This is a genomic window from Kribbella sp. CA-293567 (assembly GCF_027627575.1).
Taxonomy (GTDB): Bacteria; Actinomycetota; Actinomycetes; order Propionibacteriales; family Kribbellaceae; genus Kribbella.
Genome location: NZ_CP114065.1, coordinates 5,946,375 through 5,966,841 on the forward strand (window position 1 = coordinate 5,946,375; position 20,467 = coordinate 5,966,841).

At 69.4% G+C, this 20,467-nt stretch carries 21 protein-coding genes; 5 read left to right on the top strand and 16 right to left on the bottom strand.

Going from position 1 to position 20,467, the window contains the following annotated elements:
• Nucleotides 1-6: 6 nt before the first annotated feature.
• The 5 genes from cseB to hppD form a co-directional block, all read right to left on the bottom strand.
• Entirely contained in the window at nucleotides 7-705 is a 699-nt protein-coding gene (cseB, locus tag OX958_RS27410; protein ID WP_270132606.1) for a two-component system response regulator CseB, read from the bottom strand.
• A 6-nt stretch (nucleotides 706-711) separates the two neighbouring features.
• Entirely contained in the window at nucleotides 712-1,323 is a 612-nt protein-coding gene (locus OX958_RS27415; protein WP_270132607.1) for a hypothetical protein, read from the bottom strand.
• A gap of 148 nt (nucleotides 1,324-1,471) precedes the next feature.
• A complete protein-coding gene (locus OX958_RS27420) occupies nucleotides 1,472-2,845 on the bottom strand; it encodes an FAD-binding oxidoreductase (protein ID WP_270132608.1) in 1,374 nt (457 codons plus the stop codon).
• A 41-nt stretch (nucleotides 2,846-2,886) separates the two neighbouring features.
• On the bottom strand, nucleotides 2,887-3,357 hold the full coding sequence (locus OX958_RS27425; RefSeq protein ID WP_270132609.1) for a hypothetical protein: 471 nt from the start codon (nucleotides 3,355-3,357) through the stop codon (nucleotides 2,887-2,889).
• A gap of 195 nt (nucleotides 3,358-3,552) precedes the next feature.
• Nucleotides 3,553-4,755: a 4-hydroxyphenylpyruvate dioxygenase gene (gene hppD / locus OX958_RS27430; protein WP_270132610.1), complete on the bottom strand. Its 1,203-nt coding sequence runs from the start codon at nucleotides 4,753-4,755 to the stop codon at nucleotides 3,553-3,555.
• A gap of 151 nt (nucleotides 4,756-4,906) precedes the next feature.
• Here hppD and OX958_RS27435 point away from each other — a divergent pair, with 151 nt between their 5' ends.
• Nucleotides 4,907-5,380, top strand: a complete 474-nt coding sequence (locus OX958_RS27435; protein ID WP_270132611.1) for an Lrp/AsnC family transcriptional regulator — start codon at nucleotides 4,907-4,909, stop codon at nucleotides 5,378-5,380.
• A 92-nt stretch (nucleotides 5,381-5,472) separates the two neighbouring features.
• Here the strand turns inward: OX958_RS27435 and OX958_RS27440 are convergent, their stop codons facing one another.
• Nucleotides 5,473-6,117, bottom strand: coding sequence for an IclR family transcriptional regulator (locus OX958_RS27440; protein ID WP_020387098.1), 645 nt, complete (start codon nucleotides 6,115-6,117; stop codon nucleotides 5,473-5,475).
• A gap of 55 nt (nucleotides 6,118-6,172) precedes the next feature.
• Here OX958_RS27440 and OX958_RS27445 point away from each other — a divergent pair, with 55 nt between their 5' ends.
• A complete protein-coding gene (locus OX958_RS27445; RefSeq protein ID WP_270132612.1) occupies nucleotides 6,173-6,907 on the top strand; it encodes a hypothetical protein in 735 nt (244 codons plus the stop codon).
• Nucleotides 6,908-6,940: 33 nt separating this feature from the next.
• On the opposite strand, the gene OX958_RS27450 is transcribed toward OX958_RS27445, so the two are convergent.
• Nucleotides 6,941-8,176: an MFS transporter gene (locus OX958_RS27450; RefSeq protein WP_270132613.1), complete on the bottom strand. Its 1,236-nt coding sequence runs from the start codon at nucleotides 8,174-8,176 to the stop codon at nucleotides 6,941-6,943.
• Nucleotides 8,177-8,251: 75 nt separating this feature from the next.
• Complete coding sequence (locus OX958_RS27455) at nucleotides 8,252-8,974, bottom strand: SDR family NAD(P)-dependent oxidoreductase (RefSeq protein ID WP_270132614.1); 723 nt, start codon at nucleotides 8,972-8,974, stop codon at nucleotides 8,252-8,254.
• A 100-nt stretch (nucleotides 8,975-9,074) separates the two neighbouring features.
• Between OX958_RS27455 and OX958_RS27460 the strand changes: the two genes are divergently transcribed.
• Nucleotides 9,075-9,920: a helix-turn-helix transcriptional regulator gene (locus OX958_RS27460; protein ID WP_270132616.1), complete on the top strand. Its 846-nt coding sequence runs from the start codon at nucleotides 9,075-9,077 to the stop codon at nucleotides 9,918-9,920.
• A 24-nt stretch (nucleotides 9,921-9,944) separates the two neighbouring features.
• On the opposite strand, the gene OX958_RS27465 is transcribed toward OX958_RS27460, so the two are convergent.
• A complete protein-coding gene (locus OX958_RS27465) occupies nucleotides 9,945-11,747 on the bottom strand; it encodes a DEAD/DEAH box helicase (RefSeq protein WP_270132617.1) in 1,803 nt (600 codons plus the stop codon).
• 232 nt (nucleotides 11,748-11,979) lie between these two features.
• Here OX958_RS27465 and OX958_RS27470 point away from each other — a divergent pair, with 232 nt between their 5' ends.
• On the top strand, nucleotides 11,980-12,246 hold the full coding sequence (locus tag OX958_RS27470; RefSeq protein WP_270132618.1) for a DUF3039 domain-containing protein: 267 nt from the start codon (nucleotides 11,980-11,982) through the stop codon (nucleotides 12,244-12,246).
• 2 nt (nucleotides 12,247-12,248) lie between these two features.
• Here the strand turns inward: OX958_RS27470 and OX958_RS27475 are convergent, their stop codons facing one another.
• The 7 genes from OX958_RS27475 to OX958_RS27505 form a co-directional block, all read right to left on the bottom strand.
• Nucleotides 12,249-12,806 carry a YqgE/AlgH family protein gene (locus OX958_RS27475; protein WP_270132621.1) on the bottom strand — a complete coding sequence of 186 codons (558 nt, stop codon included), beginning with the start codon at nucleotides 12,804-12,806 and terminating at the stop codon, nucleotides 12,249-12,251.
• Nucleotides 12,803-13,201 carry a VanZ family protein gene (locus tag OX958_RS27480; RefSeq protein ID WP_270132622.1) on the bottom strand — a complete coding sequence of 133 codons (399 nt, stop codon included), beginning with the start codon at nucleotides 13,199-13,201 and terminating at the stop codon, nucleotides 12,803-12,805. The genes OX958_RS27475 and OX958_RS27480 overlap by 4 nt, the downstream gene beginning before the upstream one ends.
• A gap of 24 nt (nucleotides 13,202-13,225) precedes the next feature.
• Nucleotides 13,226-14,662, bottom strand: coding sequence for an NAD-dependent malic enzyme (locus OX958_RS27485; protein ID WP_270132624.1), 1,437 nt, complete (start codon nucleotides 14,660-14,662; stop codon nucleotides 13,226-13,228).
• 138 nt (nucleotides 14,663-14,800) lie between these two features.
• Nucleotides 14,801-15,946 (bottom strand): CaiB/BaiF CoA transferase family protein, encoded by a 1,146-nt coding sequence (locus OX958_RS27490; protein ID WP_270132625.1) that lies wholly within the window; start codon nucleotides 15,944-15,946, stop codon nucleotides 14,801-14,803.
• 77 nt (nucleotides 15,947-16,023) lie between these two features.
• Nucleotides 16,024-16,986, bottom strand: a complete 963-nt coding sequence (locus tag OX958_RS27495; RefSeq protein ID WP_270132626.1) for an alpha/beta fold hydrolase — start codon at nucleotides 16,984-16,986, stop codon at nucleotides 16,024-16,026.
• A gap of 2 nt (nucleotides 16,987-16,988) precedes the next feature.
• Nucleotides 16,989-17,810, bottom strand: a complete 822-nt coding sequence (locus tag OX958_RS27500; protein WP_270132627.1) for an SDR family NAD(P)-dependent oxidoreductase — start codon at nucleotides 17,808-17,810, stop codon at nucleotides 16,989-16,991.
• Nucleotides 17,807-19,612, bottom strand: a complete 1,806-nt coding sequence (locus OX958_RS27505) for a hypothetical protein (protein ID WP_270132628.1) — start codon at nucleotides 19,610-19,612, stop codon at nucleotides 17,807-17,809. The genes OX958_RS27500 and OX958_RS27505 overlap by 4 nt, the downstream gene beginning before the upstream one ends.
• Nucleotides 19,613-19,693: 81 nt before the next feature.
• Between OX958_RS27505 and OX958_RS27510 the strand changes: the two genes are divergently transcribed.
• Nucleotides 19,694-20,464 carry a MerR family transcriptional regulator gene (locus OX958_RS27510; protein WP_270132629.1) on the top strand — a complete coding sequence of 257 codons (771 nt, stop codon included), beginning with the start codon at nucleotides 19,694-19,696 and terminating at the stop codon, nucleotides 20,462-20,464.
• The last annotated feature ends 3 nt before the right edge of the window (nucleotides 20,465-20,467 follow it).

The window sequence follows — 20,467 nt, forward strand, 5'->3', positions numbered from 1 at the left end:
GGACACCTAGGCCCGCAGCTTGTATCCGAATCCGCGCACGGTTTCGATCCGGTCGGCCCCGATCTTGGTCCGCAGCCGCTGCAGGTGGACGTCGACCAGCCGGCCGTCGCCGCCCCACTCGTAGTCCCAGACGCGTTGCAGCAGGGTCGACCTGCTCAGCACCACACCGGGGTTGTTGGCGAACTCGATCAGCAACTTGAGCTCGGTCGGGGTGAGCTGGACGGTCGCACCGGCCCGCCGTACCTCGAGCGCCTCCCGGTCGAGCTCCAGGTCGCCGAACGACTCGACCGTCGCCCCGCTCGCCGGGGCCGGCCGCTCCGGGTCGGACACTGCCCGCCGCAGCACGGCCCGCAGCCGGGCCACCAGCACCTGGGTGTCGAACGGCTTGGTGACGTAGTCGTCGGCGCCGGCCTCCAGCCCGAGTACGACGTCCAGCGCGTCACCGCGGGCGGACACCATCACGATCGGAACGGTGCTGGTCTCCCGGATCCGCCGGCACACGGAGATGCCGTCCAGACCCGGCAGCATGATGTCGAGCATCACCGCGTCCGGATGGATCTTCTCGAAAATCTCGATCGCCTCGAGGCCGTCCTCGGCCGTTGTGACGTCGTAGCCATGACGTTCCAGGGTCAACTGGGTCGCCTCACGGATCACCGCGTCGTCCTCGACCATCAGGATGCGCGCTGCCGGTTCTTCCGGTACCACTGAAGTTCAGTCTCCCTTGGGGTCCTTCGAGCTCACCTTGGTCATCTGCCCGCCGGCCCAACGGTAGACCTCGACCAGGCGTCCGGACGGACAGCAAGGCGCGTCGTCCAGAGTGAATTTCTGCGACTCGGCCACCAGATCGCCTTGCTGGCTGGGAACGATCTTCAACTGCTCGGCCTTCAAACTCCAAACCCGGCGTGGCCCGGTCGGCGAGTCGGCCATCAGAACGGCCCCGATCACGAACTTCTCGTTCGTGTGGATCAGCACGATCAGCTGCGAGCTGCCGGTCTTCATCACGTCGACGGCCGGGCCCTGGGTCAGGCAGCGATCCACCACCGAGCACCGGCCGACGATCTTGCGGAAGTACGGGTCCAGTTGCTTGTCGACCTGCAGACTGTCGCGGACCTGAGGCAGCGTGAACGCCGCCGGAGGAGCCACGGCCGGCCGGCCCGGCGTGGGCGGAGTACCGAAGCCGCGGTTGGTCGAGACCGTGGGAGTGGGTGAGCTCTCCGGCGGCTCGGCGCCCTCGACCCGCAGGCCACCGCCGTTCCCGCAGGCGGACAGCACGACGGAGGCAGTCAGCGCCAGCGCGGCCGGCAGCAATTGCCTAGCTCGCATGGGTGACCTCCAGCCTCGCCTCACGATTTCCCCCGTTTTCAGACAACTGCCTTCCATAGTGCGGCCGGCACGTCACATTCGACGGCCGCGGAGGTCGAATGGCCCCGGCAGTTCCGTTGCGGTTGGATCACAGAAGATGAAACAACCCTCACGAAACCACCTTGCCCGGATTCAGCAGGTTCTTCGGGTCCAGCGCGGCCTTGATCGCGCGGTGCACCGAGAGGCCGACCGGACCGATCTCCTCGGCCAGCCACTCGCGCTTGAGCACCCCGACGCCGTGCTCGCCGGTGATGGTGCCGCCGAGCTCCAGCCCGATCTCCATCACCTTGCCGAAGGCCACCTGGGCCCGCGCGGCCTGGTCCGGATCGGCCGCGTCGAACACGACGGTCGGGTGCATGTTGCCGTCACCGGCATGCCCGAGGACGCCGATGGTGATGTCCAGGTCGGCCGAGAGCCGCTCGATCGCGCCGATGAAGTCGGCCAGCCGGGAGCGCGGTACGCAGACGTCGTCGATCATCGTCGTGCCGAGCTGCTCGAGCGCGACCAGCGCCGCCCGGCGGGCCTCCAGCAGGAGTTCACCCTCGGCCGGGTCGTCGGCCTCGATGCACTCGATCGCGCCGTACTGCCGGCAGAGCTTCGCCACGGTCGCCACGTCGGCGGCACCGGCCTCGCCACCTGCGTCCGACTGGGCGATCAGCATCGCGGCAGCCTCGGTCGGCAGGTCCATCCGCAGATGGTCGTTGACCGCCTTGATGGTGGTGCGGTCCATGATCTCCAGCAGGGACAGCGAAACGCCGCTGCGGATGATCTCGACGATCGCCTCACCGGCCGCGACACCGGAGCCGAACAGCGCCGCCATCGTGCGTGGCCGGGCCGCTTGCGGGCGCAGCGCGAGCGTCGCCTCGGTGATGATCCCCAAGGTGCCTTCGCTGCCGACGATCAGCTTGGTCAGGTCGTAGCCGGCGACGCCCTTGACGGTACGCCGGCCGGTTCGCAGTACCTGACCGTCGGCGAGCACCACCTCCAGCGCGAGCACGTAGTCGGTCGTCACGCCGTACTTCACGCAGCACAGGCCGCCCGAGTTGGTCGACAGGTTCCCGCCGATCGAGCAGAACTCCCAGCTGGACGGATCCGGCGGATAGAACAGGCCCTGCTCGGCCACCGCGCGCGACAGTACCGCGTTGTAGACGCCCGGCTGGGTGACGACGTACCGGTCGACGGGCTCGATCGCGAGGATCCGGTCCATCTTCTCCAGTGAGACGACCAGGCAACCGTCGATCGCGTTCGCCGCGCCGGAGAGCCCGGAGCGGGCACCTTGGGGCACGACGGGAACGCCCGCGTCGTTGGCGAGCTTCATCGCCGCCTGGACATGAGCGGTCTCCCGCGCAAGCACCACCGCGACCGGCTCACCGGCCGGGCAGAACATCGCCCGGTCGTAGCGGTAGCTCTGGATCCGGTCCTGATCGGTGATCAGCGCCTCCGGCGGCAGCACCTGCCGGAGACGCTCGACTAGATCGTTCATAATCTCGAGCTTAGGCGGTTCTGGTGTTGCACGGCAGAGCTTCAGCGATCCCGCGCGGTCGCGTTCTCCGAGATCTCGGTGTAGCCGCTGCCGTAGTTGTGGAACTCGCGGGCGACCGCCGCGAACGTGACGCTGCCGTCGGTGGACTTCACCTTCGGCGTGCGGCAGGTTCGTTGCCCGGCCGTCACGGCGCCGTTGCCCCCGCTGCTGTCACACGACAGCGTGCGGCCGGCGTTGGAGCCGCCGTACTGGACCAGATAGGCGTTGGCCTTCTGGTTACTGGTCAGCCGCGGATTCATGGTGATCTCGGCCCAGTACTGCGAACAGTTGTCCCGGACCAGCCGGACGCTGCCCCAGGTTGGTGGTCGGCCGTCCCGCAGGATCGGCGCGGACTTGATGGATGTGGCACCCCGGCAACTCGCGGCAGGTGCCGCCTGAGCTGATGTGGCCAAGGCGAACACGCCTACGCCGGCCAGACCCGCGGTGCTGAGCAGAATGCCCAGTGTCTTCATCGGAAAACCCTTCCTGAGCGTACGCCCCGACGCACACTCATTGGGCACAGTAGCCCAACCTCACCTGACCTGACAGTCAATCCGGTAATCGGACGTGTCGACACGCCCACGACGGTGTGTCGCGGGCGTGTCACGATGGGTATACCGAGCGGTCGGCATCGGGCCGCGGCTCGCGCCGCGAACGGGCCCGGTGACCTACAGGTTGCCGCGGCGCTCCTGCTCGCGCTCGATCGCCTCGAACAGCGCCTTGAAGTTGCCCTTGCCGAAGCCGAGCGAACCGTGCCGCTCGATCAACTCGTAGAACACCGTCGGCCGGTCGCCGATCGGCTTGGTGAAGATCTGCAGCAGGTAGCCGTCCTCGTCGCGGTCGACCAGGATCTTGCGCTTCTGCAGCTCCTCGATCGGCGCCCGGACGTTGCCGATCCGCTCCCGCAGCTCCGGGTCCTCGTAGTACGAGTCGGGCGTGTTCAGGAACTCGACGCCGTTGGCGCGCATGATGTCGACGGTGCGCAGGATGTCGTTGGTGGCCAGCGCGATGTGCTGGGCGCCGGCGCCGTCGTAGAACTCCAGGAACTCGTCGATCTGCGACTTCTTCTTCGCGATGGCCGGCTCGTTCAGCGGGAACTTGACCCGGTGGTTGCCGTTGGCCACCACCTTGCTCATCAGCGCGGAGTAGTCGGTGGCGATGTCGTCGCCGACGAACTCCGCCATGTTCACGAAGCCCATCACCTTGTTGTAGAAGCCGACCCACTCGTCCATCAGGCCGAGCTCGACGTTGCCGACCACGTGGTCGACGGCCTGGAACAGCCGCTTCGGGTGCCCCTCGGGCCGCACCACCTGGGTCGTCGCCTCGACGAAGCCCGGCAGGTACGGGCCGTCGTACTTGCTCCGGTCGATCAACGTGTGCCGGGTGTCCCCGTACGCCGCGATGGCGGCGCGGCGGACCGTGCCGTGCTCGTCACTGACGTCGTTCGGTTCCTCGAGCACGATGGCGCCCTGAGCGCGGGCGTGCGCGATGCACTTGTCGACGTCCGGAACCTCGAGGGCGATGTCGGCGACCCCGTCACCGTGCTTGCGGTGGTGCTCGTTCAGCGGGCTGCTCGGGGTCACGCCACCGGTGATGACGAACCGCGCCGAGCCGGCCTTCAGCACGAACGCCTTGTGGTCCTTGTTGCCGTGCTCCGGTCCGGAGTACGCGACCAGGTCCATCCCGAAGGCGAGCTGGTAGTACTTGGCGGTCTGGTTCGCGTTGCCGACCACGAACACCACCGCGTCCATCGCCGTGACGGGGAACGGATCGGTGCTCTCGTCGTACGGCACCAGGCCGACGAGCTGCTTCAACTGGTCGAGGTCGAGATCGGCGTCGAGCTCTGCGGGGGTGAGGTCGGTGCTGGTCATCGGGGTCCTCCCGGTCGGTTTCAGCTGGCTTGCCCGAGCTTTGCCGCCCCTCGACAGGTTGCGCAACAGAACCAAACTTCGCTGCACACTCTGTCTAGTATTCTCAGGCCTCTATTGGACTATTTGGTCACCCTGACCACCTGGAGGACCCATGGCCGGAGTGGACGCGCTGGACGCCCGCATCCTCGACCTGTTCGCCGCCGAACCCCGCGTCGGCGTACTCGAAGCCTCCCGCCGCCTCGGCGTCGCCAGAGGCACCATCCAGGCCCGGCTGGACCGCCTGACCCGCGACGGCGTCGTCCGCGGCTGGGGTCCCGACGTCGACACCACCGAGATCGGCTACCCCGTCACCGCCTTCGCCACGCTCCAGATCGAACAAGGCTCAGGCCACAAAACCGTGGCCGCCGCCCTGGCCGCGATCCCCGAGGTCCTGGAGGTCTACACCATCACCGGCGCCGAAGACCTCTGGTGCCGGATAGTCGCCCGCTCGAACGCCGACCTGCAACGGGTCATCGACCAGGTGGTCATCGTCCACGGCATCCAGCGCGCCTCGACGGTGATCGCCCTCGCGGAACAGGTCCCCCACCGCGTCCTCCCCCTGCTCCATGCCGCCACGCGTCCCTGACCCCGGGACCTACCCCCGACTCTGGATGGTCACCCCAGGTTCGTACACGGGGTAACCATCCGGCGGCGGGGGTAAGTCCCGGCGGGGTGGGGTCAGGCGAGGCGTTTGGCGACCTCTACCGCGGCGCGGGCTACGCGGGGGCCGACGAAGTCTCGGTCGAGTTTGCCCAGCACGACTACGCCGATCGACGCCTCCACCCCCGGTACGCCGAGGACCGGGGACGACACGCCCTGCGCACCGGCCTGCAGTTCACCAGCCGTGATGACGAAAGGCCGGCCGGCAGGATCCGGCTTGCGGCGTCCCGCCAAGATCGCTTTGCCGGCCGCGCCCTGGTCGAGCGCATGCCGGGAGCCCATCCGGTACGAGACGTGGAAGTCGGTCCAGCTCGGTTCGATCACCGCGATGGCCAGCGCCTCGTCACCGTCGGCCACGGTGAGGTGCGCCGTGGCGCCGGTGTCTTCGGCGAGCGAGCGCAGTACGGGGAGGGCGGCGTCACGCAGAGTCGGCTGCACGCGGCGGGAGTAGTGCAGCACCGCGAGGCCGAGTCGCGCCCGGCCTTCGCTGTCGCGGCGGACCAGCCGGTGGAGTTCGAGGGTGTTGACCAGTCGGTAGACGACGGTCCGGCTGACGCTCAGCGACGCGGCCAGTTCGGTGATCGACAGGCCGTCCGGGGCGTCCGCGAGCAACTCGAGGACGGTGAGTCCCCGATCGAGAGTCTGGGACGTCTCAGCGGGCACAGTCGAAGCGTAACCTTTTTCGGCCCGCGGCCCGATGTCCCCGTATCTTGCTGCCGTGCGAAATTACTGGGCGCTCCTCCCCGCGATCGCCATCTGCGTCGGTCTGATCCTGCTGTACGCCGTCCCGACGCTGGTCAATCCGCAGTGGACGAGCAGCGTCCTCGGCCTGTTCAAGCAGCTTCCCGGCGGCGCCCAGACCGAGGAGCCGGCTGCCCTCGGCCCCCGCCAACTCCGGTCCCGCCGGATGCTCGCCGGTGTGCTGGTGATCGGTGCGCTCGCGCTGGTCGGCTTCAACGTCTCGCTCAACCGGGAGGCGAACGGCTGCTACCTGGCCGCGAAGGCCTGGGGCGCCACCGACTCGCCGGACAAGGACGCCGACCCGTGCGTCGACAAGATCTTCGGCGCGTTCATCAGCAGCGGCAAAGGCGTGACGACCGAGAAGACCCAGCAGCCGGTGCCGAGCTACCAGCTGATCAGGGGCAACCGGCCGAAGTACCTGAACTGGGTCCAGAACCCGCCGAAGCACGACGAGGCGAACCTGCTGTTCGGCCTCGGCTTCAACTGCACCATCGACCTGAAGGTGACCGAAGAGGAAACCAAGATCACCGCCGTGATCGACACCACCGAGCCGTGCCCGCCGGACGACCAGATCGAGCTGATCCCGATCAAGCTCAAGAAGCCGCTCGGCGACCGTCCGGTGGTCACCGTCGGCGACCAGCAGATCAACCGGATCGACCCGGAGATGCCGTCCTGGGGCAAGGTGCTGAAAGAGCTCGCCACCGGCGGCTGACCCCGGCACAAGGCAGGCGCAGCCTCGGTCAGCTCATCGCAGTGCCCGGACCTCCGAGTCGTAGCGGCGAAACGGCTTGTTCCACGCGAGCAGCACCAGCAGCCCGACGATGCACACGCTGGCTCCGCCGAGCAGCGCGATCGTCGGAGTACTGATCGAAGCCGTCGTACCGGCCACGAAGTCGCCGAGCCGCGGCCCACCGGCCACCACCACGATGAAGACACCCTGCAGCCGCCCGCGCATCGCGTCCGGGGCGGCCGACTGCAAGACCGTGTTCCGGTACGCCGAACTGACCATGTCCGCGGCCCCCGACAAGGCCAGCAGCGCGACGCCGAGCCAGATCGTGCGCGACAACCCGAACAAACCGACCGCGGCCGCGTAGACGCTGATCGCGACCACGATCGCCACCCCCTGCCGCCGCACCCGGCCCACCCAGCCGGAGAAGAGCACGCCCACGAGCGCCCCGATCGCCGGCGCGGCCTGCAGCAACCCGACCGTCTTCACGCCCCCGGCGAAGAACGAACCGGCCACGGCGGGAAACAACGCCCGCGGCTGCGCGAACACCATCGCGAGGATGTCCGCGACGAAGGTCGCCAGCAACGCCGGAGCGGCCCGGAGGAAGCTGAAACCCTCCAGGACCGAACGCAGGCCGGCCCGGCGTACGAGACCTGTCGGCGGCACCGGAGGCAACCGGAACAGCGCGTAGAGCGCGGCGGTGAAGGTCAAGACGTCCACCAGGTACGCCGCGCCGAACCCCTGCCAGGCGATCACCACCGCGCCCAGCAGCGGCCCGGCCGTGAAGCCCAGGTTGAAGGCGGCCTGGCTGAGCGTGTTGGCGGCCGGCAGAAGCTCGGGCCGGACGAGGCGCGGGATGATCGCGGACCGCGCCGGATTGTTGACCGCGAAACAGGCCGACTGGGCCGCGACGACGGCGTACAGGACCCAGACCTGGTTCCAGTGCAGGACGGACTGGGCGACCAGCACCATCGACAGCAACCACAGGCCGCCGGACGAGACGAGCGCGAGCGTACGGCGGTCGACGGCGTCGGCCATCGCGCCGCCGTACAGGCCGAAGACGATCAGTGGGACCAGCGAGCTGAGGCCGACCAGCCCCACCGAGAAGGTCGAGTGGGTCATCGCGTAGACCTGGATCGAGACGGTCACCGCGGTCATCTGCTGGCCGAGCTGGGAGACCGACGACCCGATCCACAGCCGGCGGAAGTCGGCCGACTCCCGGAGTGGGCGGATGTCGGTCAGCAAGCGGGCCACACGGCTGAACTTATGTCACGACTTGGCCGCCCCGACACCAGGGCCGGTCAGCTGTCATCAGTGTGGTCGCTGATGTCACCAGGGCAGCCGCCCCGACTCCGCGTGGACCTCGCCGGTGTGCCCGTCTGGGCCAAGGGTCGCCAGCCGTACGGCGACGGCCGCGCCCTGTGCCGGCGTACGGTCCGCGTCCTCGCCGCCCATGTCGGTCGCGCAGTGACCCGGGTCGGCGGCGTTGACCAGGATCCCGGTGCCGCGCAGCTCGTTGGCCAGCATCACCGTGACCATGTTGACGGCCGCCTTGGACGAGTTGTAACCGAGCGTCCGGACGGTCGACATCGGCGAGGCGACGTCACCGACCTGGGTGAACGACGCGAGGGAGGTGGACAGGTTGACGATCCGGGCGGCGCCGGCCTTCCGCAGGAGCGGGAGCAGCGCGGTGGTGACCTCGACCAGGCCGATCACGTTGGTCTCGTACGCCGCGCGCAGAGTCGCCGCGGCGACCTCGGTCACGCCCGCGTCGCCGGTGGGGATGATCGCGGCGTTGTTCACCAGGACGTCGAGCTTGCCGTGCTCGGCCGCGATCCGCGCCGTGGCGGCCCGGATCGAAGCGGGGTCGGTCACCTCGAGCTGGACCGCCCGGGCTTCGATGCCCTCAGCAACCAGTTTCTTCGCGGCGGCTTCACCGCGCGCCAGATCTCGCGCGCCGATCAGGACCAGCTGGCCCGCCGCGCCGAGTTGCCGGGCGATCTCCTTGCCGATTCCCTTGTTGGCACCTGTGATGAATGCGACTTTGTTCATGGCCAGAGCTTTGGCTTGTTTCACGGTCGGCGGCAGAGCGGGCCGAGCCTGGGATCGGCGGTCCCTGGCTGGCCGTCGCACGGCTTGAGATGCTGGCCTCATGGACAGGGCACAGCTGGCGGAGTTCCTCCGCATCCGGCGGGAGCGGTTGCGCCCTGACGACGTCGGGCTGCCGGCCGGCCTGCGACGCCGTACGCCGGGCCTGCGGCGCGAGGAGGTCGCCGGGCTGGCCACGATGTCGACCGACTACTACACCCGCCTCGAACAGGGACGTGGCCCGCGACCGTCCCGCCCGGTACTGAGCGGCTTGGCGCGAGCGCTGCGGCTCTCCGAGGACGAGCGAGGTCACCTGTTCCGGCTGGCCGGCGAGCAACCTGCGCCTCAGCCGGGACCGCCGGCGGACGTGCGCACCGGCGTACTGCGGATGCTGGCGCGACTCGACGTACCTGGGCTGGTGCTGGACGCGAAGTACGACGTACTGGCGTGGAACCCGCTGGCCGCGGCCCTGATCACCGACTTCTCCGCCGTACCGCCGCGCGAGCGAAACCTGCTCCGCCTGCGCTTCCTTTCGGGTTCACGCCAGGTGGACCGCTTCGGAGAGCGCCAGACCGCCCAGTTCGCCCGCGAGTCGGCGGCCGACCTGCGAGCCGCCACCGGCCGCTACCCCGACGACTCGTCGATCGCCGCGCTGGTGACGGACCTGGTCGAGGGCAGCGAGGAGTTCGCCCGCATCTGGACCCTTCACGAGGTCGCGACCCAGCAGAGCATGTGCCAGACGATCCTGCACCCGGCCGTCGGCCGCATCGACGTCGTCTGCGAGGTGCTGCTCATCCCCGACCGCGACCAGCGCGTCATCCTCTACACCGCCGACCCCGGTTCGCCGTCCGACCAGGCGATCCGGCTGCTGGAGGTCGTCGGCACCCAGTCCCTCACCACGCCCTCCTAGCCGGGCCCTCAACGGCGTCCGTGCTCAGGCTCGGCGTTGGGTCGCCCAGTCCCTGATCAGTTCGATCCGCTCGCGGAGTTGGTTGGAAGACGCGTGCGCCGCCGCCGGGCCACCGAGTTTGCGGCGCAGATCGTTGTGGATGACGCCGTGCGGCTGCCCGGTCCGGTGGTGCCAGGCGGCGACCAGGCCGTTGAGCTCGCGGCGCAGCAGAGCGACCTGCTCGTGCGTCGCCAGCTCGACCGGGGTCGGGTCCTCGCGGTCGGCCGAGGTGTCGCGCTGAGACTTCTTCTGCTGGGCCAGCGACTTCGCCTGCCGCTTGCGGAGCAGTTCGCGCACCTGATCGGGCTCGAGCAGACCCGGGAGACCGAGGAAGTCGAGTTCCTCGTCCGAGCCGAGGTCGCCACCGGTGCCGTAGTCGCCACCGTCGAAGACCACCCGGTCGAAGCTGGCGTCCGAACCGAGCGCCTCGAACTTCGCCTCCAGGTCGTCGCTCGCGCCCTCGGCCTCGTTCGCCTTCTTCAGCAGATCGTCCTCGAGGGCGAAGAGATCGCCGTCCTCGGCGGAGTTCTTCCGGCCGAGCACGTGGTCCCGCTCGACCTCCATCTCGGCCGCGAAGCTGAGCAGCCGGGTCACCGACGGTACGAACACCGACGCCGTCTCACCCCGCTTGCGGGCCCGCACGAACCGCCCGACGGCCTGGGCGAAGAACAGCGGCGTCGAGGTCGGCGTCGCGTAGACCCCGACCGCCAGCCGCGGTACGTCGACGCCTTCGCTCACCATCCGCACCGCGACCATCCAGCGCTGCTCCCCGTCGGAGAACTTCTGGATCTTCTTGCTCGCCGCCTTCTCGTCGGACAGCACGACGGTCGGCGCCTCGCCGGTCAGCTCGCGCAGCACCTTCGCATACGCCCGGGCCGTGTTCTGGTCGCCCGAGATCACCAGCCCACCCGCGTCGGGCATGTGCCGCCGTACTTCGGTCAGCCGCTTGTCGGCGGCCGACAGCACAGCGGGCATCCACTCGCCTTCCGGCGAGAGCGCGGTCCGCAACGCCTGAGCGGTCAGGTCCTTCGTCAGCGGCTCGCCGAGCCGGGCCGCGACCTCGTCACCGGCCTTGGTGCGCCAGCGCATCTCACCGGAGTACGACATGAAGATGACCGGCCGGACGACGTGGTCGCGCAGCGCGTGACCGTAGCCGTAGGTGTAGTCGGCACGGCTGCGCTGAGAGCCGTCGTTGCCGTACTCGTAGGTGACGAACGGGATCGGGTTGTCGTCGCTGCGGAACGGCGTACCGGTCAGGGCGAGCCGGCGGGTCGCGGGGTCGAACGCCTCCCGCACACCTTCACCCCATGACAGCGCGTCGCCACCGTGGTGCACCTCGTCGAGGATCACCAGCGTGCGGAACCGCTCGGTCCGGACCCGGAAGGCCAGTGGGTTCACCGCGACGCCGGCATAGGTGACCGCGACGCCCTGGAAGTCCTTGTTGGTCCGTCCCTTGCCACCGGCGAAGGTCGGGTCGATCGCGATCCCGGCCCGGTCGGCGGCGTCGGCCCACTGGACCTTCAGGTGCTCGGTCGGGGTCACCACCGTGATCCGCTCGATCATCCGGCGGTGCAGCAGCTCGGCGGCGACGGTCAGCGCGAACGTGGTCTTGCCCGCGCCCGGCGTCGCGACCGCCAGGAAGTCCTTCTGCTGCTTCTCGAAGTAGAGCTGGAGTGCTTCCGCCTGCCAGGCCCGCAGCTTGCTCGCAGTTCCCCACGCGGCGCGGTCCGGATAGGCCGGAGGAAGCACGGCTGGTGCTGCTGGCACGTGCGAATCCACGGACGGCATACTCCCCCGTTAAGTCGACTGTCGGCCGTGCAGGAACGTTACCCGACATCCCCGGCAAGGTCAGATCGGCGGCCTCGACACTCCCGCCGTACGCCTCCGGGGACCCGCCGCCACCTTCGCGACCTGCGCATATGCCCCGCGCCGCATCTCTCCGGCATCCGGACGGCGGCGTGTCGGGTGGCTGTGGAGAAGGGGTGGGAGTTCGAGGGGGTGGCGACCTACACTCGTGGCTATGAGTACTCAGCTGAGCCCGGGCGCAGAGACGGTCATCGACGAGCGGACCATGCCGTCGCTGGACGAGGGCGATCACGAGCGGTTCTCGCACTACGTGCCGAAGGACAAGCTCACCGAGGCGATGGTGATGGGCACCCCGGTGGTGGCGTTGTGCGGGAAGGTGTGGGTGCCGAGTCGCGACCCGCAGAAGTTCCCGGTCTGCCCGGAGTGCAAGGAGATCTGGGAGTCGCTCAACCCCGGTGACGACGACAACGACAAGGAGTAGCCCTAGTTCTGGGTCGGGTCGTCCGGATAGGTCGCCAGGTAGGCCAGCTCGTCGTGCTGGCGCCGCAACACGCGGCGCCACAGACCCTCCGGCCGGAGGCTGAACACGTCGTCGGGCTCGGACGGTACGACGTACCAGGCGCCTTCGGTGATCTCGCCTTCCAGCTGACCGCTCGACCAGCCCGCGTAGCCGGCGAAGATGCGCATCCGCTGGATGGCGCCCTCCAGCAGCGCCGGCGGTACGTCGAGATCGATCAGCCCGATCCGGCCGAAGCACTCGCGCCAGCCCGGCGGGTCGGCCGACTCGATCACCTCGGCGACCGCGAGGGCGCTGTCGGTGCCCACCGGGCCGCCCATGAACAGCACGCCGGGCTCGCTGACGGTGTCGGTCCAGTCGGACAGCACCCGGTCGACCTCGAGGTCGGCGGCGCGGTTCACGACGACCCCCAGCGCACCGTCCTCGTCGTGATCCAGCAGCAGGATCACCGACCGCCGGAACGGCGGCTCGTCGAGCAACGGGGTTGCCACCAGCAGTGAGCCGGTCAAGGTGCGGGCCGTCATGTCCCCATCATGTCGTGCCCAGCGTCTTTTTGGGTCCGGGGCTGCGCGTGGAGTGCGCGAAACCCGAGCCAGGCGCCGAGTGTCAGCCCGCACAGGTCGGCGAGCGTGTCGAAGACGTCCCCGCTGCGGGACGGCAGCCAGTAGTGCTGGACGACCTCGCTGACCACCGCGTTCGCGGCGACGATCGGCAGCAACCACCGCGCCGGTACGCCGCTGCGCAGGCCGAGATACGCGACGGAGCCGAACAGGAGCAGGTGCGCCAGCTTGTCGGCGTACGGGAACTGGACGCCGGACCCGGCCTGCTGCGGCGCGTACACGCCGTACAGGTGGATCAGGCAGGCCGCCACGAAGGCGGCCCGCCAGAACCAGGCTGTACGGGAGTCGGTCCCGGTCAAGATTCGTCCATCAGAGCAGACGACTCAAACGAGCGCGCCTGGTGAGTCGTCCGGGAACATCTCCGCGGCCGGGGCCTTGCCACCGGCGGCGTCGCGAACGGCGTGCGCCACCCGCGTGTGCACCTCCGGGTGGAAGACGCTGGGCACGATGTAGTCGGCGTTCAGCTCGTCGTCGGTGACGACGCCGGCCAGTGCCTTCGCGGCCGCCAGCTCCGTCTGGATCGACACCGTCGAGGACTGCGCGTCGAGCAGACCACGGAAGACGCCGGGGAAGACCAGCACGTTGTTGATCTGGTTCGGGAAGTCGCTGCGGCCGGTGGCGACGACCGCCGCGTGCTCGTGCGCCGCCGCCGGGTCGACCTCGGGGTCGGGGTTGGCCAGCGCGAAGACGATCGCGTCGTCGTTCATGGTGGCGATGTCGTCGCCGTTCAGGATGTTCGGCGCCGAGACGCCGATGAACACGTCGGCCCCGGCCAGCGCGCCCTTCAGGTCCCCGCTGTACTGCGCGGCGTTGGTGTTCTCCGCGATCCAGCGCAGCTCCGGGGACAGCCCCTCGCGCTCGGTGTGGATGACCCCGGCGATGTCGGCGACGCAGGTGTCCTTCACCCCGGCCTCGATCAGCAGCTTGAGGATCGCCGTACCGGCCGCGCCCGCGCCCGACAGCACGACGCGCACCTGGCTGATGTCCTTGTTGACCACTCGCAGCGCGTTGAACAGCGCGGCCAGGACGACCACCGCCGTCCCGTGCTGGTCGTCGTGGAAGACCGGAATGTCGAGCTCCTCGCGCAGCCGGGCCTCGATCTCGAAGCAGCGCGGCGCGGAGATGTCCTCCAGGTTGATCCCGGCGAAGCCCGGCGCGATCGCCTTGACCACGGCGATGATCTCCTCGGTGTCCTGGGTGTCCAGGCACAGCGGCCAGGCGTCGATCCCGGCGAAACGCTTGAACAGCGCGGCCTTGCCCTCCATCACCGGCAGCGCGGCCTCCGGGCCGATGTTGCCCAGGCCCAGCACCGCGGAGCCGTCGGTGACGACCGCGACCGTGTTGCGCTTGATCGTCAGCCGGCGGGCGTCCTCGGGGTTCGCGGCGATCGCCAGGCAGACCCGCGCGACTCCCGGGGTGTAGATCATCGAGAGGTCGTCACGGTTGCGGATCGGGTGCTTGGCCTCCATCGAGATCTTGCCACCGAGGTGCATCAGGAAGGTCCGGTCGGAGACCCGGCCGATCTCCACGCCCGGTACGGCGCGCATCGCCTCGACCAGCCGGCCGGCGTGCTCGGTGTCGGCGGCGGCACAGGTCACGTCGATCCGCAGCCGCTCGTGACCGGAGGCGGTCACGTCGAGTGCGGTGACCAGGCCACCGGCCTGCTCGACCGCGGTCGTCAGTTTGCTCACCGTGGAGCCACCGGCGGGCACCTCGAGGCGGACGGTGATGGAGTAGGAAACGCTCGGCAAGGCAGTCACGCGGGTGATCCTCTCACGTCACTGGTAGGGCCCGGAGGTTCTGTTCGTAAAGTGCACTGCGGACGGGGTCGAGCCGCCCACGCGGCTCCTTCGCCGCCCTCGCTGCCTTTGTAGGAATGAGTAGTGCGGTGCGGGCAGTTACTCCTCCAGCCAAGCCCGCACCGACTCATCGTGCTCACCAAGCCGCGGTGGCGGCAGGTTCGTCTCGCGCGCGCCGGCGTACGGCTGGTCGTCGAAGCGGAGTGGCGGGCCGGGCAACTGGATCCGGCCGAGGGTCGGGTGGTCGACGTCGATCAGCAGGCCCTGCGACCGCGTCTGCTCCCACTCGTACACCTGCTGGAAATCACGCACCTTCCCGGACGGGATGCCGGCCGCGGCGAGGCGGCGCAGCCACTCGTCGGCGGGTTGCGTGCTGAAGGCGCTCTCGATCGCCGCGGTCAGTTCGTCTCGATGCGCCACCCGGTCGGCGTTCCCGGCGAACCGCTCGTCAGCGGCATTCAGCCCGACCAGCGGTGCGAACGTCCGCCATTGACCTTCGCTGCCGACCGCGACCTGCACGATGTCGTCCTGCGTCCGGTACATCCCGTACGGCGCGATCTGTGCGTGATGGTTGCCCACGCGCTCGGGCAACTCTCCCGCCACCGTCCACTTCGTGCCGTGGAACGCGTGCACCCCGACCACCGACGCGAGCAGACTCGTCCGGACCACTCGCCCGCGTCCCGTGATGCTGCGCTCGTGCAACGCGGCCAGTACGCCGTACGCGCCGTACATTCCGGCCAGCAGATCAGCGATCGGTACGCCGGTCTTGGTCGGCTCGACCGCGCCCGTGATGCTCATCAGCCCGCCCTCGCCCTGCGCGATCTGGTCGTACCCGGCGCGCTGCCCTTCCGGACCGTCGTGCCCGAACCCGGTGATCGACAGGATCACCAGCCGGGGGTTGAGCTCGTGCAACTGCTCGGCCGAGAAGCCCAGCCGATCCAGTACCCCGGGCCGGAAGTTCTCCAGCAGCACGTCGGCCTTGCGCACCAGCCGGGTCAGGAAGTCCTTGCCCTCGGGGGACTTGAGGTCCGCGGTCACGGACTCCTTGTTCCGGTTGGCCGACAGGAAGTAGGTCGACTCCCCCTCGACGAACGGCGGCCCCCAGCCGCGACTGTCGTCACCACCCGCGGGCGTCTCCACCTTGATCACCCGCGCGCCGAGATCCCCCAGCATCATCGCCGCGTGAGGACCCGACAACGCCCGGGTCAGATCGACTACCACCAGGTCCGACAAAAGGTTCTGCACCCGGCCACCCTAGGCACTGCGGCCGGCGGAAGGCGGGGGTTGTGATGGCGTTCACCGCACCAGCACCACCGCTGAACTCAGGCGCGGACCTTGCGCACCAGCGAGGCCAGCCGCTGCGTCACGTCCCGCGGCCGCTCCTGCATCAGCATGTGCCCGGCCCCCGGATACATCCACAGCCGGGCAGACGGTACGAGTTGCGCCATCCGGTTGCCGTGCCGCGGCGGGATCAGCCGATCCCGGGTGCCGTGCATGATCTCGACCGGGATCCCGTCCAGCACCGCCAGCGCGTGCGCCAGGTCGTGCCGCGTGATCGCCTCGAAGAAGCCACCGAAGGACCGTCCGGGCAACCGCTGCAGATCCGCCATCAGGATGTCCACCTCGGCCGGATCCGCGTTCTTGCCGAACACCAACTGCCGTAGGGCCGGTCGCCGTACCCAAGCAGCCGGTACTGCGGCCGCCGCGCGCAGTCCTGCCGCTCGGCCGACCGGCGCCGCTTCCTCGGCCAAGCGAGCCGCTCGGCGCTCCATTCGCTGCCCTGCGAGGTTGATCGCGCGCGGCGCGAGCACCGCCGCGGTCCCGTCCAGCCGGGCCGGCAGACCGAAGGCGCGCGAGGTGAGCTGCCCCGACGACGTCGCGACCAGCGCCGCGGCCTTGATCCGCGACCCGATCAGGTCCGGCCGCTGGTCGGCCAGCGCCATCAGCGTCATCCCGCCCATGGAGTGCCCGGCGTAGACCACCGGCCCTTCTCCGACCACCTCGTCGAGCACGAACGCCAGATCGTCCGCCAGTTGCTCGATCCGCGTAGATCCTTCCGGCGCCGCCGCCGAACGACCATGCCCACGATGGTCGTACGCCACCACTCGCACCGAATCGGCGCCCAGTACCCGCGGCAGGCCAGCCAACTGGTGATGCCAACTGCGCGTCGAGCAGGTCCAGCCGTGCGCGAGCACCACTGTGACCGGCGCGTCGGGCGAACCTGTCGTCTCGACCTCGAGCCGCACTCCGTCCGGGGTGACCACACCGGATCGTTCAGCCTGCATCGTCATAACTTCCCCAGTCTGTCCGTCCACTCGCCCAAACCACCCTGACGGCGCTGCTGGTTCGTCCGCAACCTGACCAGCCTGTCGGCCACCGACGGCAGGTGCCGCGCGACCGCGACGGCCACGCCGGTCGAACGGGTGGAGGCCCGGTTCCGCGGCGGCCGCTTGGCACCGGCTACCTCGACGATCGTCCCAACAACCTGCGCCACCGTTTCGGCCGGCACCAACAGTCCCAGGTCGACGCCACGGGCCAGCGAAGCGTCGTGGATCGGTGTGGGCACGTAGCCGGGGTAGATCACGCTCACGTCGATCGCCCGGCCGTTCTCGATCCGCAACGCGTCGGCATAGGTGTCGATCGCGCGCTTGGAGACCAGGTACGACGCCGCCAGCGGCAGCGTGACGTACGCGAGCCCGGAGGACACGAAGATCACCCGCCCGCGGGCGGCCCGCAGTACAGGGAGGGCCGCGGCCGTGACTCCCCAGCCGGCGAAGAGGTTCACCTCGATCACCTTGCGAGCCACGGCATCCGGCGCCTCCCCAGCCGGTGCCGGTACGCCGATGCCTGCGTTGTTGATCAGCAGGTCCAGCCCGCCGAGCCGCGCGATCGCCTCGTCGACAGCTCCGGGGATCTGGTCGGCCTGGCTCAGGTCGCATTCGATGACGTCATCTGCCTTCTGCAGATCGAGCCCGACCACGTCGGCACCCCGGGCCCGCAGTTGCTCGGCAGCCGCCGTACCGAAAGCGCCGGCGGCTCCCGTGATCAGCGCCTTCTTGCCTCGCAGGTCCCAGTCGCGCCGCTTCCGCAGCCCGGCCCGGCCGGTCATGCCGTCTCCCTTTCACGCTCGGACTGCTCGAGATGCGCGGCCCGCAGCCGGCCACCGCGAGCGCCACGGCCGACCAGCCAGGCGATACCGACCAGCTCCAGCGACCCGACCACCGCGAGCAGGGCATAGCCACCGTTCCACATCCACCGCGGTACGTCGGTCCGCTCCTCGCGCCGCAGCGTCTGCTGCTCACCGACGAAGTCGACCGTCTGGCCGTTGGAGACCTGCTCGGCCGGCTTCTCGATCGCCACGTCCTCCGGTGCGTAGACCCACATCGCGACCAGATCCCGCGAGCCCTGGTGCAGCCGGATCATCGACTTCCACCTGCCGTACATCGGCAGCGGCTCGGCCGACCGATAGATGCCATCTGCAACCTTCTCCATCGGATGGGTCAGCTGCCCGCCACCCTGCCAGGCCAGCGCCTCGAACCAGCGCGCGTCCTCGGCCGCGTCGGCCGGTTGCAGCTTGACCGTCACGTACGCCGTCGGCTGCGACCCGGTGGCCACCGGCTCCAGCGACACGGTCGCCGTCACGCCCGGGTCGGCGGACCGCGGTACGGAGAAGAAGAGCGTGGCCAGTACCGCGGTCAACCCGATCGCGCCGAGCTGGTGGGTCAAGCGGACCGGCGGGGTGTCGCGGACCTCGCCCGCGACCTCGGCGTACCGGGTGGCAAGCCAGGCACCGACGAGGCCCGCGCCCAGACCGGTCACCAACCCGAAGCCCAGCGCCGACGGCAGCATCGAGGCCGGCCAGTGGATCGGCATCCAGACCTGCGACCAGCCGTACTCCGCGAGTACGCCGACCGTGCCGATCAGCGCGCCGGCGACCAGGCCCAGCCGGAAGCGGTTTTTGTTGCCCAGGACAAGTGCTGTCAGCTCGACCAGGACCGCCTCGACGATCAGCAGCGGGAAGTGGCCGAGGATCTCGCCGAGCGGCTGGTCGACCGCCCAGGCGATCCCGCCGCGAATCACCAGGTAGACGGCGAGCGCGCCGAACGTCGTACCGGGACCGCGGCGCGAGCGCAGCAGGGTGAAGGCGAGCGTCGACCCGAAGACGATCAGGATCGGCTGCAGGATCAGCGGGAACTGCGGCACGCCGTAGTTGAACTCGGTGCTGAACAGGTCCCAGGCGATCAGCAGCGCACCGACGGCGATGATCTCCTGGGCCCGCCGGCGCAGGTTGAGGCCGACCAGTTGCTCGACCTCCGCCGAGGCGAGCAGCCGGGCGAAGATCGAGAAGACGACGCCGCCGATCATCAGCAGGTGGGTCGGCCCCCAGAGCGTGACGTCCTCACCGAACAGCCGGTGCCAGACGTCGTCGAGCGGGAAGCCGACCAGCGCGAAGGTGCCGCAGACCGTCACCAGTGCCGCGCTGCACGGGATCCGCCAGCCCTTGGTCAGCTTGATCGTCCGGGCCGGCAGCGGTTTGCGGGCCAGCGCGATCGGCAGCACGCCGGAGACGATCACGCCGAGGATGCCGAAGAAGATCGGGTAGTGCGCCGGCGTACCGAAAGGGCCGGTGTCGCGACCCTGGTCGATGTGCACGGCGATGTCCCACCAGACCCCGAAGGCGCAGGACAGCAGTGAGACCGCATGCAGGTACGGCGTCAACGCGGCCCATCGGGGGACTCCGTCCAGTCTCCCGATGGTGTCCGCGAGGCGCCCTACCAGCGTCACCCGCCCGGTCCGTTCCCGCCACAGCAGCACGGCGAGTGCGAGGTACAGCAGTGCGACCAGCCCGGTGACGATCGCGATCTGGCCGAACGTCGCGGTTCCGGTCGAGGCCGCCAAGGGGACGGTCATTCGGCACTCCTTCGGTCGCACCATATGCCACGGGTGATGTTACATAAGATATGTAACGTGCAGTCTGGAAGACTGTCAAGGGTGGGAGGACAGACACCGGCCGAGTCGGGCCCAGAAGCGGAGTTCACCGTCGACCAGCTGGCCGCGAAGGTCGGCATGACGGTGCGGAACGTGCGCGCGTACGCCGGCCGCGGCCTGATCCCGCCACCCCGGCTGGCCGGCCGCACCGGGTACTACGGCGCCGACCACGTCGCGCGTCTGACCCTGGTCCGCGAACTGCTCGACAAGGGCTACACGCTGGCGGCGGTCGAGCGGATGATGAGCGAACTGCCCGACGGCGCACTGGCCCTGGGCGTGTTCGAGACGCTGGTCAGCCCCTGGACGCCGACCGAGCCCGAGGTCATCACCGAGCAGCAGCTGGCCGACCGCGCGGGCATCCCGCACAACGCCGAGACGATCGCCAAACTGGTCGAGCTGGGTATCGCCGAGCGCCAGGACGACGGCCGGCTGCGGATCCCGAACCCCGACCTGCTCCGCACCGGCCTCGAGGTGATCAAGCTCGGCGTCCCGCTGGAGGCGATCTTCGAGATGCTGCCCAAGCTGTTCAGCCACGCCGACGCGGTCGCCAAGGTCTACGTCGAGCTGTTCCGCGGCACCGTCTGGCGCGAGTTCGCCGACGCCGGCCTCCCCGCCGACGGCTGGCCCGAGATCCAGCGCACCCTGGAGAACATCATCCCGCTCGCCGGCCAGGCCCTGGTCGCCGCCTTCCGCGAGGCCATGGGCCGCGAGATCGAGGTAGTCGCCTACGAGGAACTGGGCCTCGCCCCCGACTCCCTCCCCTCCACCGGCTGACCT

Bases quoted from the DNA above. Each gene is read 5' to 3' on its own strand.
- OX958_RS27460 (WP_270132616.1), top strand. From the start codon at position 9,075: ATGGACAGGGCACAGCTGGCGGAGTTCCTCCGCATCCGGCGGGAGCGG.
- OX958_RS27425 (WP_270132609.1), bottom strand. From the start codon at position 3,357: ATGAAGACACTGGGCATTCTGCTCAGCACCGCGGGTCTGGCCGGCGTA.
- OX958_RS27420 (WP_270132608.1), bottom strand. From the start codon at position 2,845: ATGAACGATCTAGTCGAGCGTCTCCGGCAGGTGCTGCCGCCGGAGGCG.
- OX958_RS27475 (WP_270132621.1), bottom strand. From the start codon at position 12,806: ATGACGGCCCGCACCTTGACCGGCTCACTGCTGGTGGCAACCCCGTTG.
- OX958_RS27455 (WP_270132614.1), bottom strand. From the start codon at position 8,974: ATGAACAAAGTCGCATTCATCACAGGTGCCAACAAGGGAATCGGCAAG.
- OX958_RS27505 (WP_270132628.1), bottom strand. From the start codon at position 19,612: ATGACCGTCCCCTTGGCGGCCTCGACCGGAACCGCGACGTTCGGCCAG.
- hppD (WP_270132610.1), bottom strand. From the start codon at position 4,755: ATGACCAGCACCGACCTCACCCCCGCAGAGCTCGACGCCGATCTCGAC.
- OX958_RS27495 (WP_270132626.1), bottom strand. From the start codon at position 16,986: ATGCAGGCTGAACGATCCGGTGTGGTCACCCCGGACGGAGTGCGGCTC.
- OX958_RS27415 (WP_270132607.1), bottom strand. From the start codon at position 1,323: ATGCGAGCTAGGCAATTGCTGCCGGCCGCGCTGGCGCTGACTGCCTCC.
- OX958_RS27465 (WP_270132617.1), bottom strand. From the start codon at position 11,747: ATGCCGTCCGTGGATTCGCACGTGCCAGCAGCACCAGCCGTGCTTCCT.
- OX958_RS27500 (WP_270132627.1), bottom strand. From the start codon at position 17,810: ATGACCGGCCGGGCCGGGCTGCGGAAGCGGCGCGACTGGGACCTGCGA.
- OX958_RS27470 (WP_270132618.1), top strand. From the start codon at position 11,980: ATGAGTACTCAGCTGAGCCCGGGCGCAGAGACGGTCATCGACGAGCGG.
- OX958_RS27435 (WP_270132611.1), top strand. From the start codon at position 4,907: ATGGCCGGAGTGGACGCGCTGGACGCCCGCATCCTCGACCTGTTCGCC.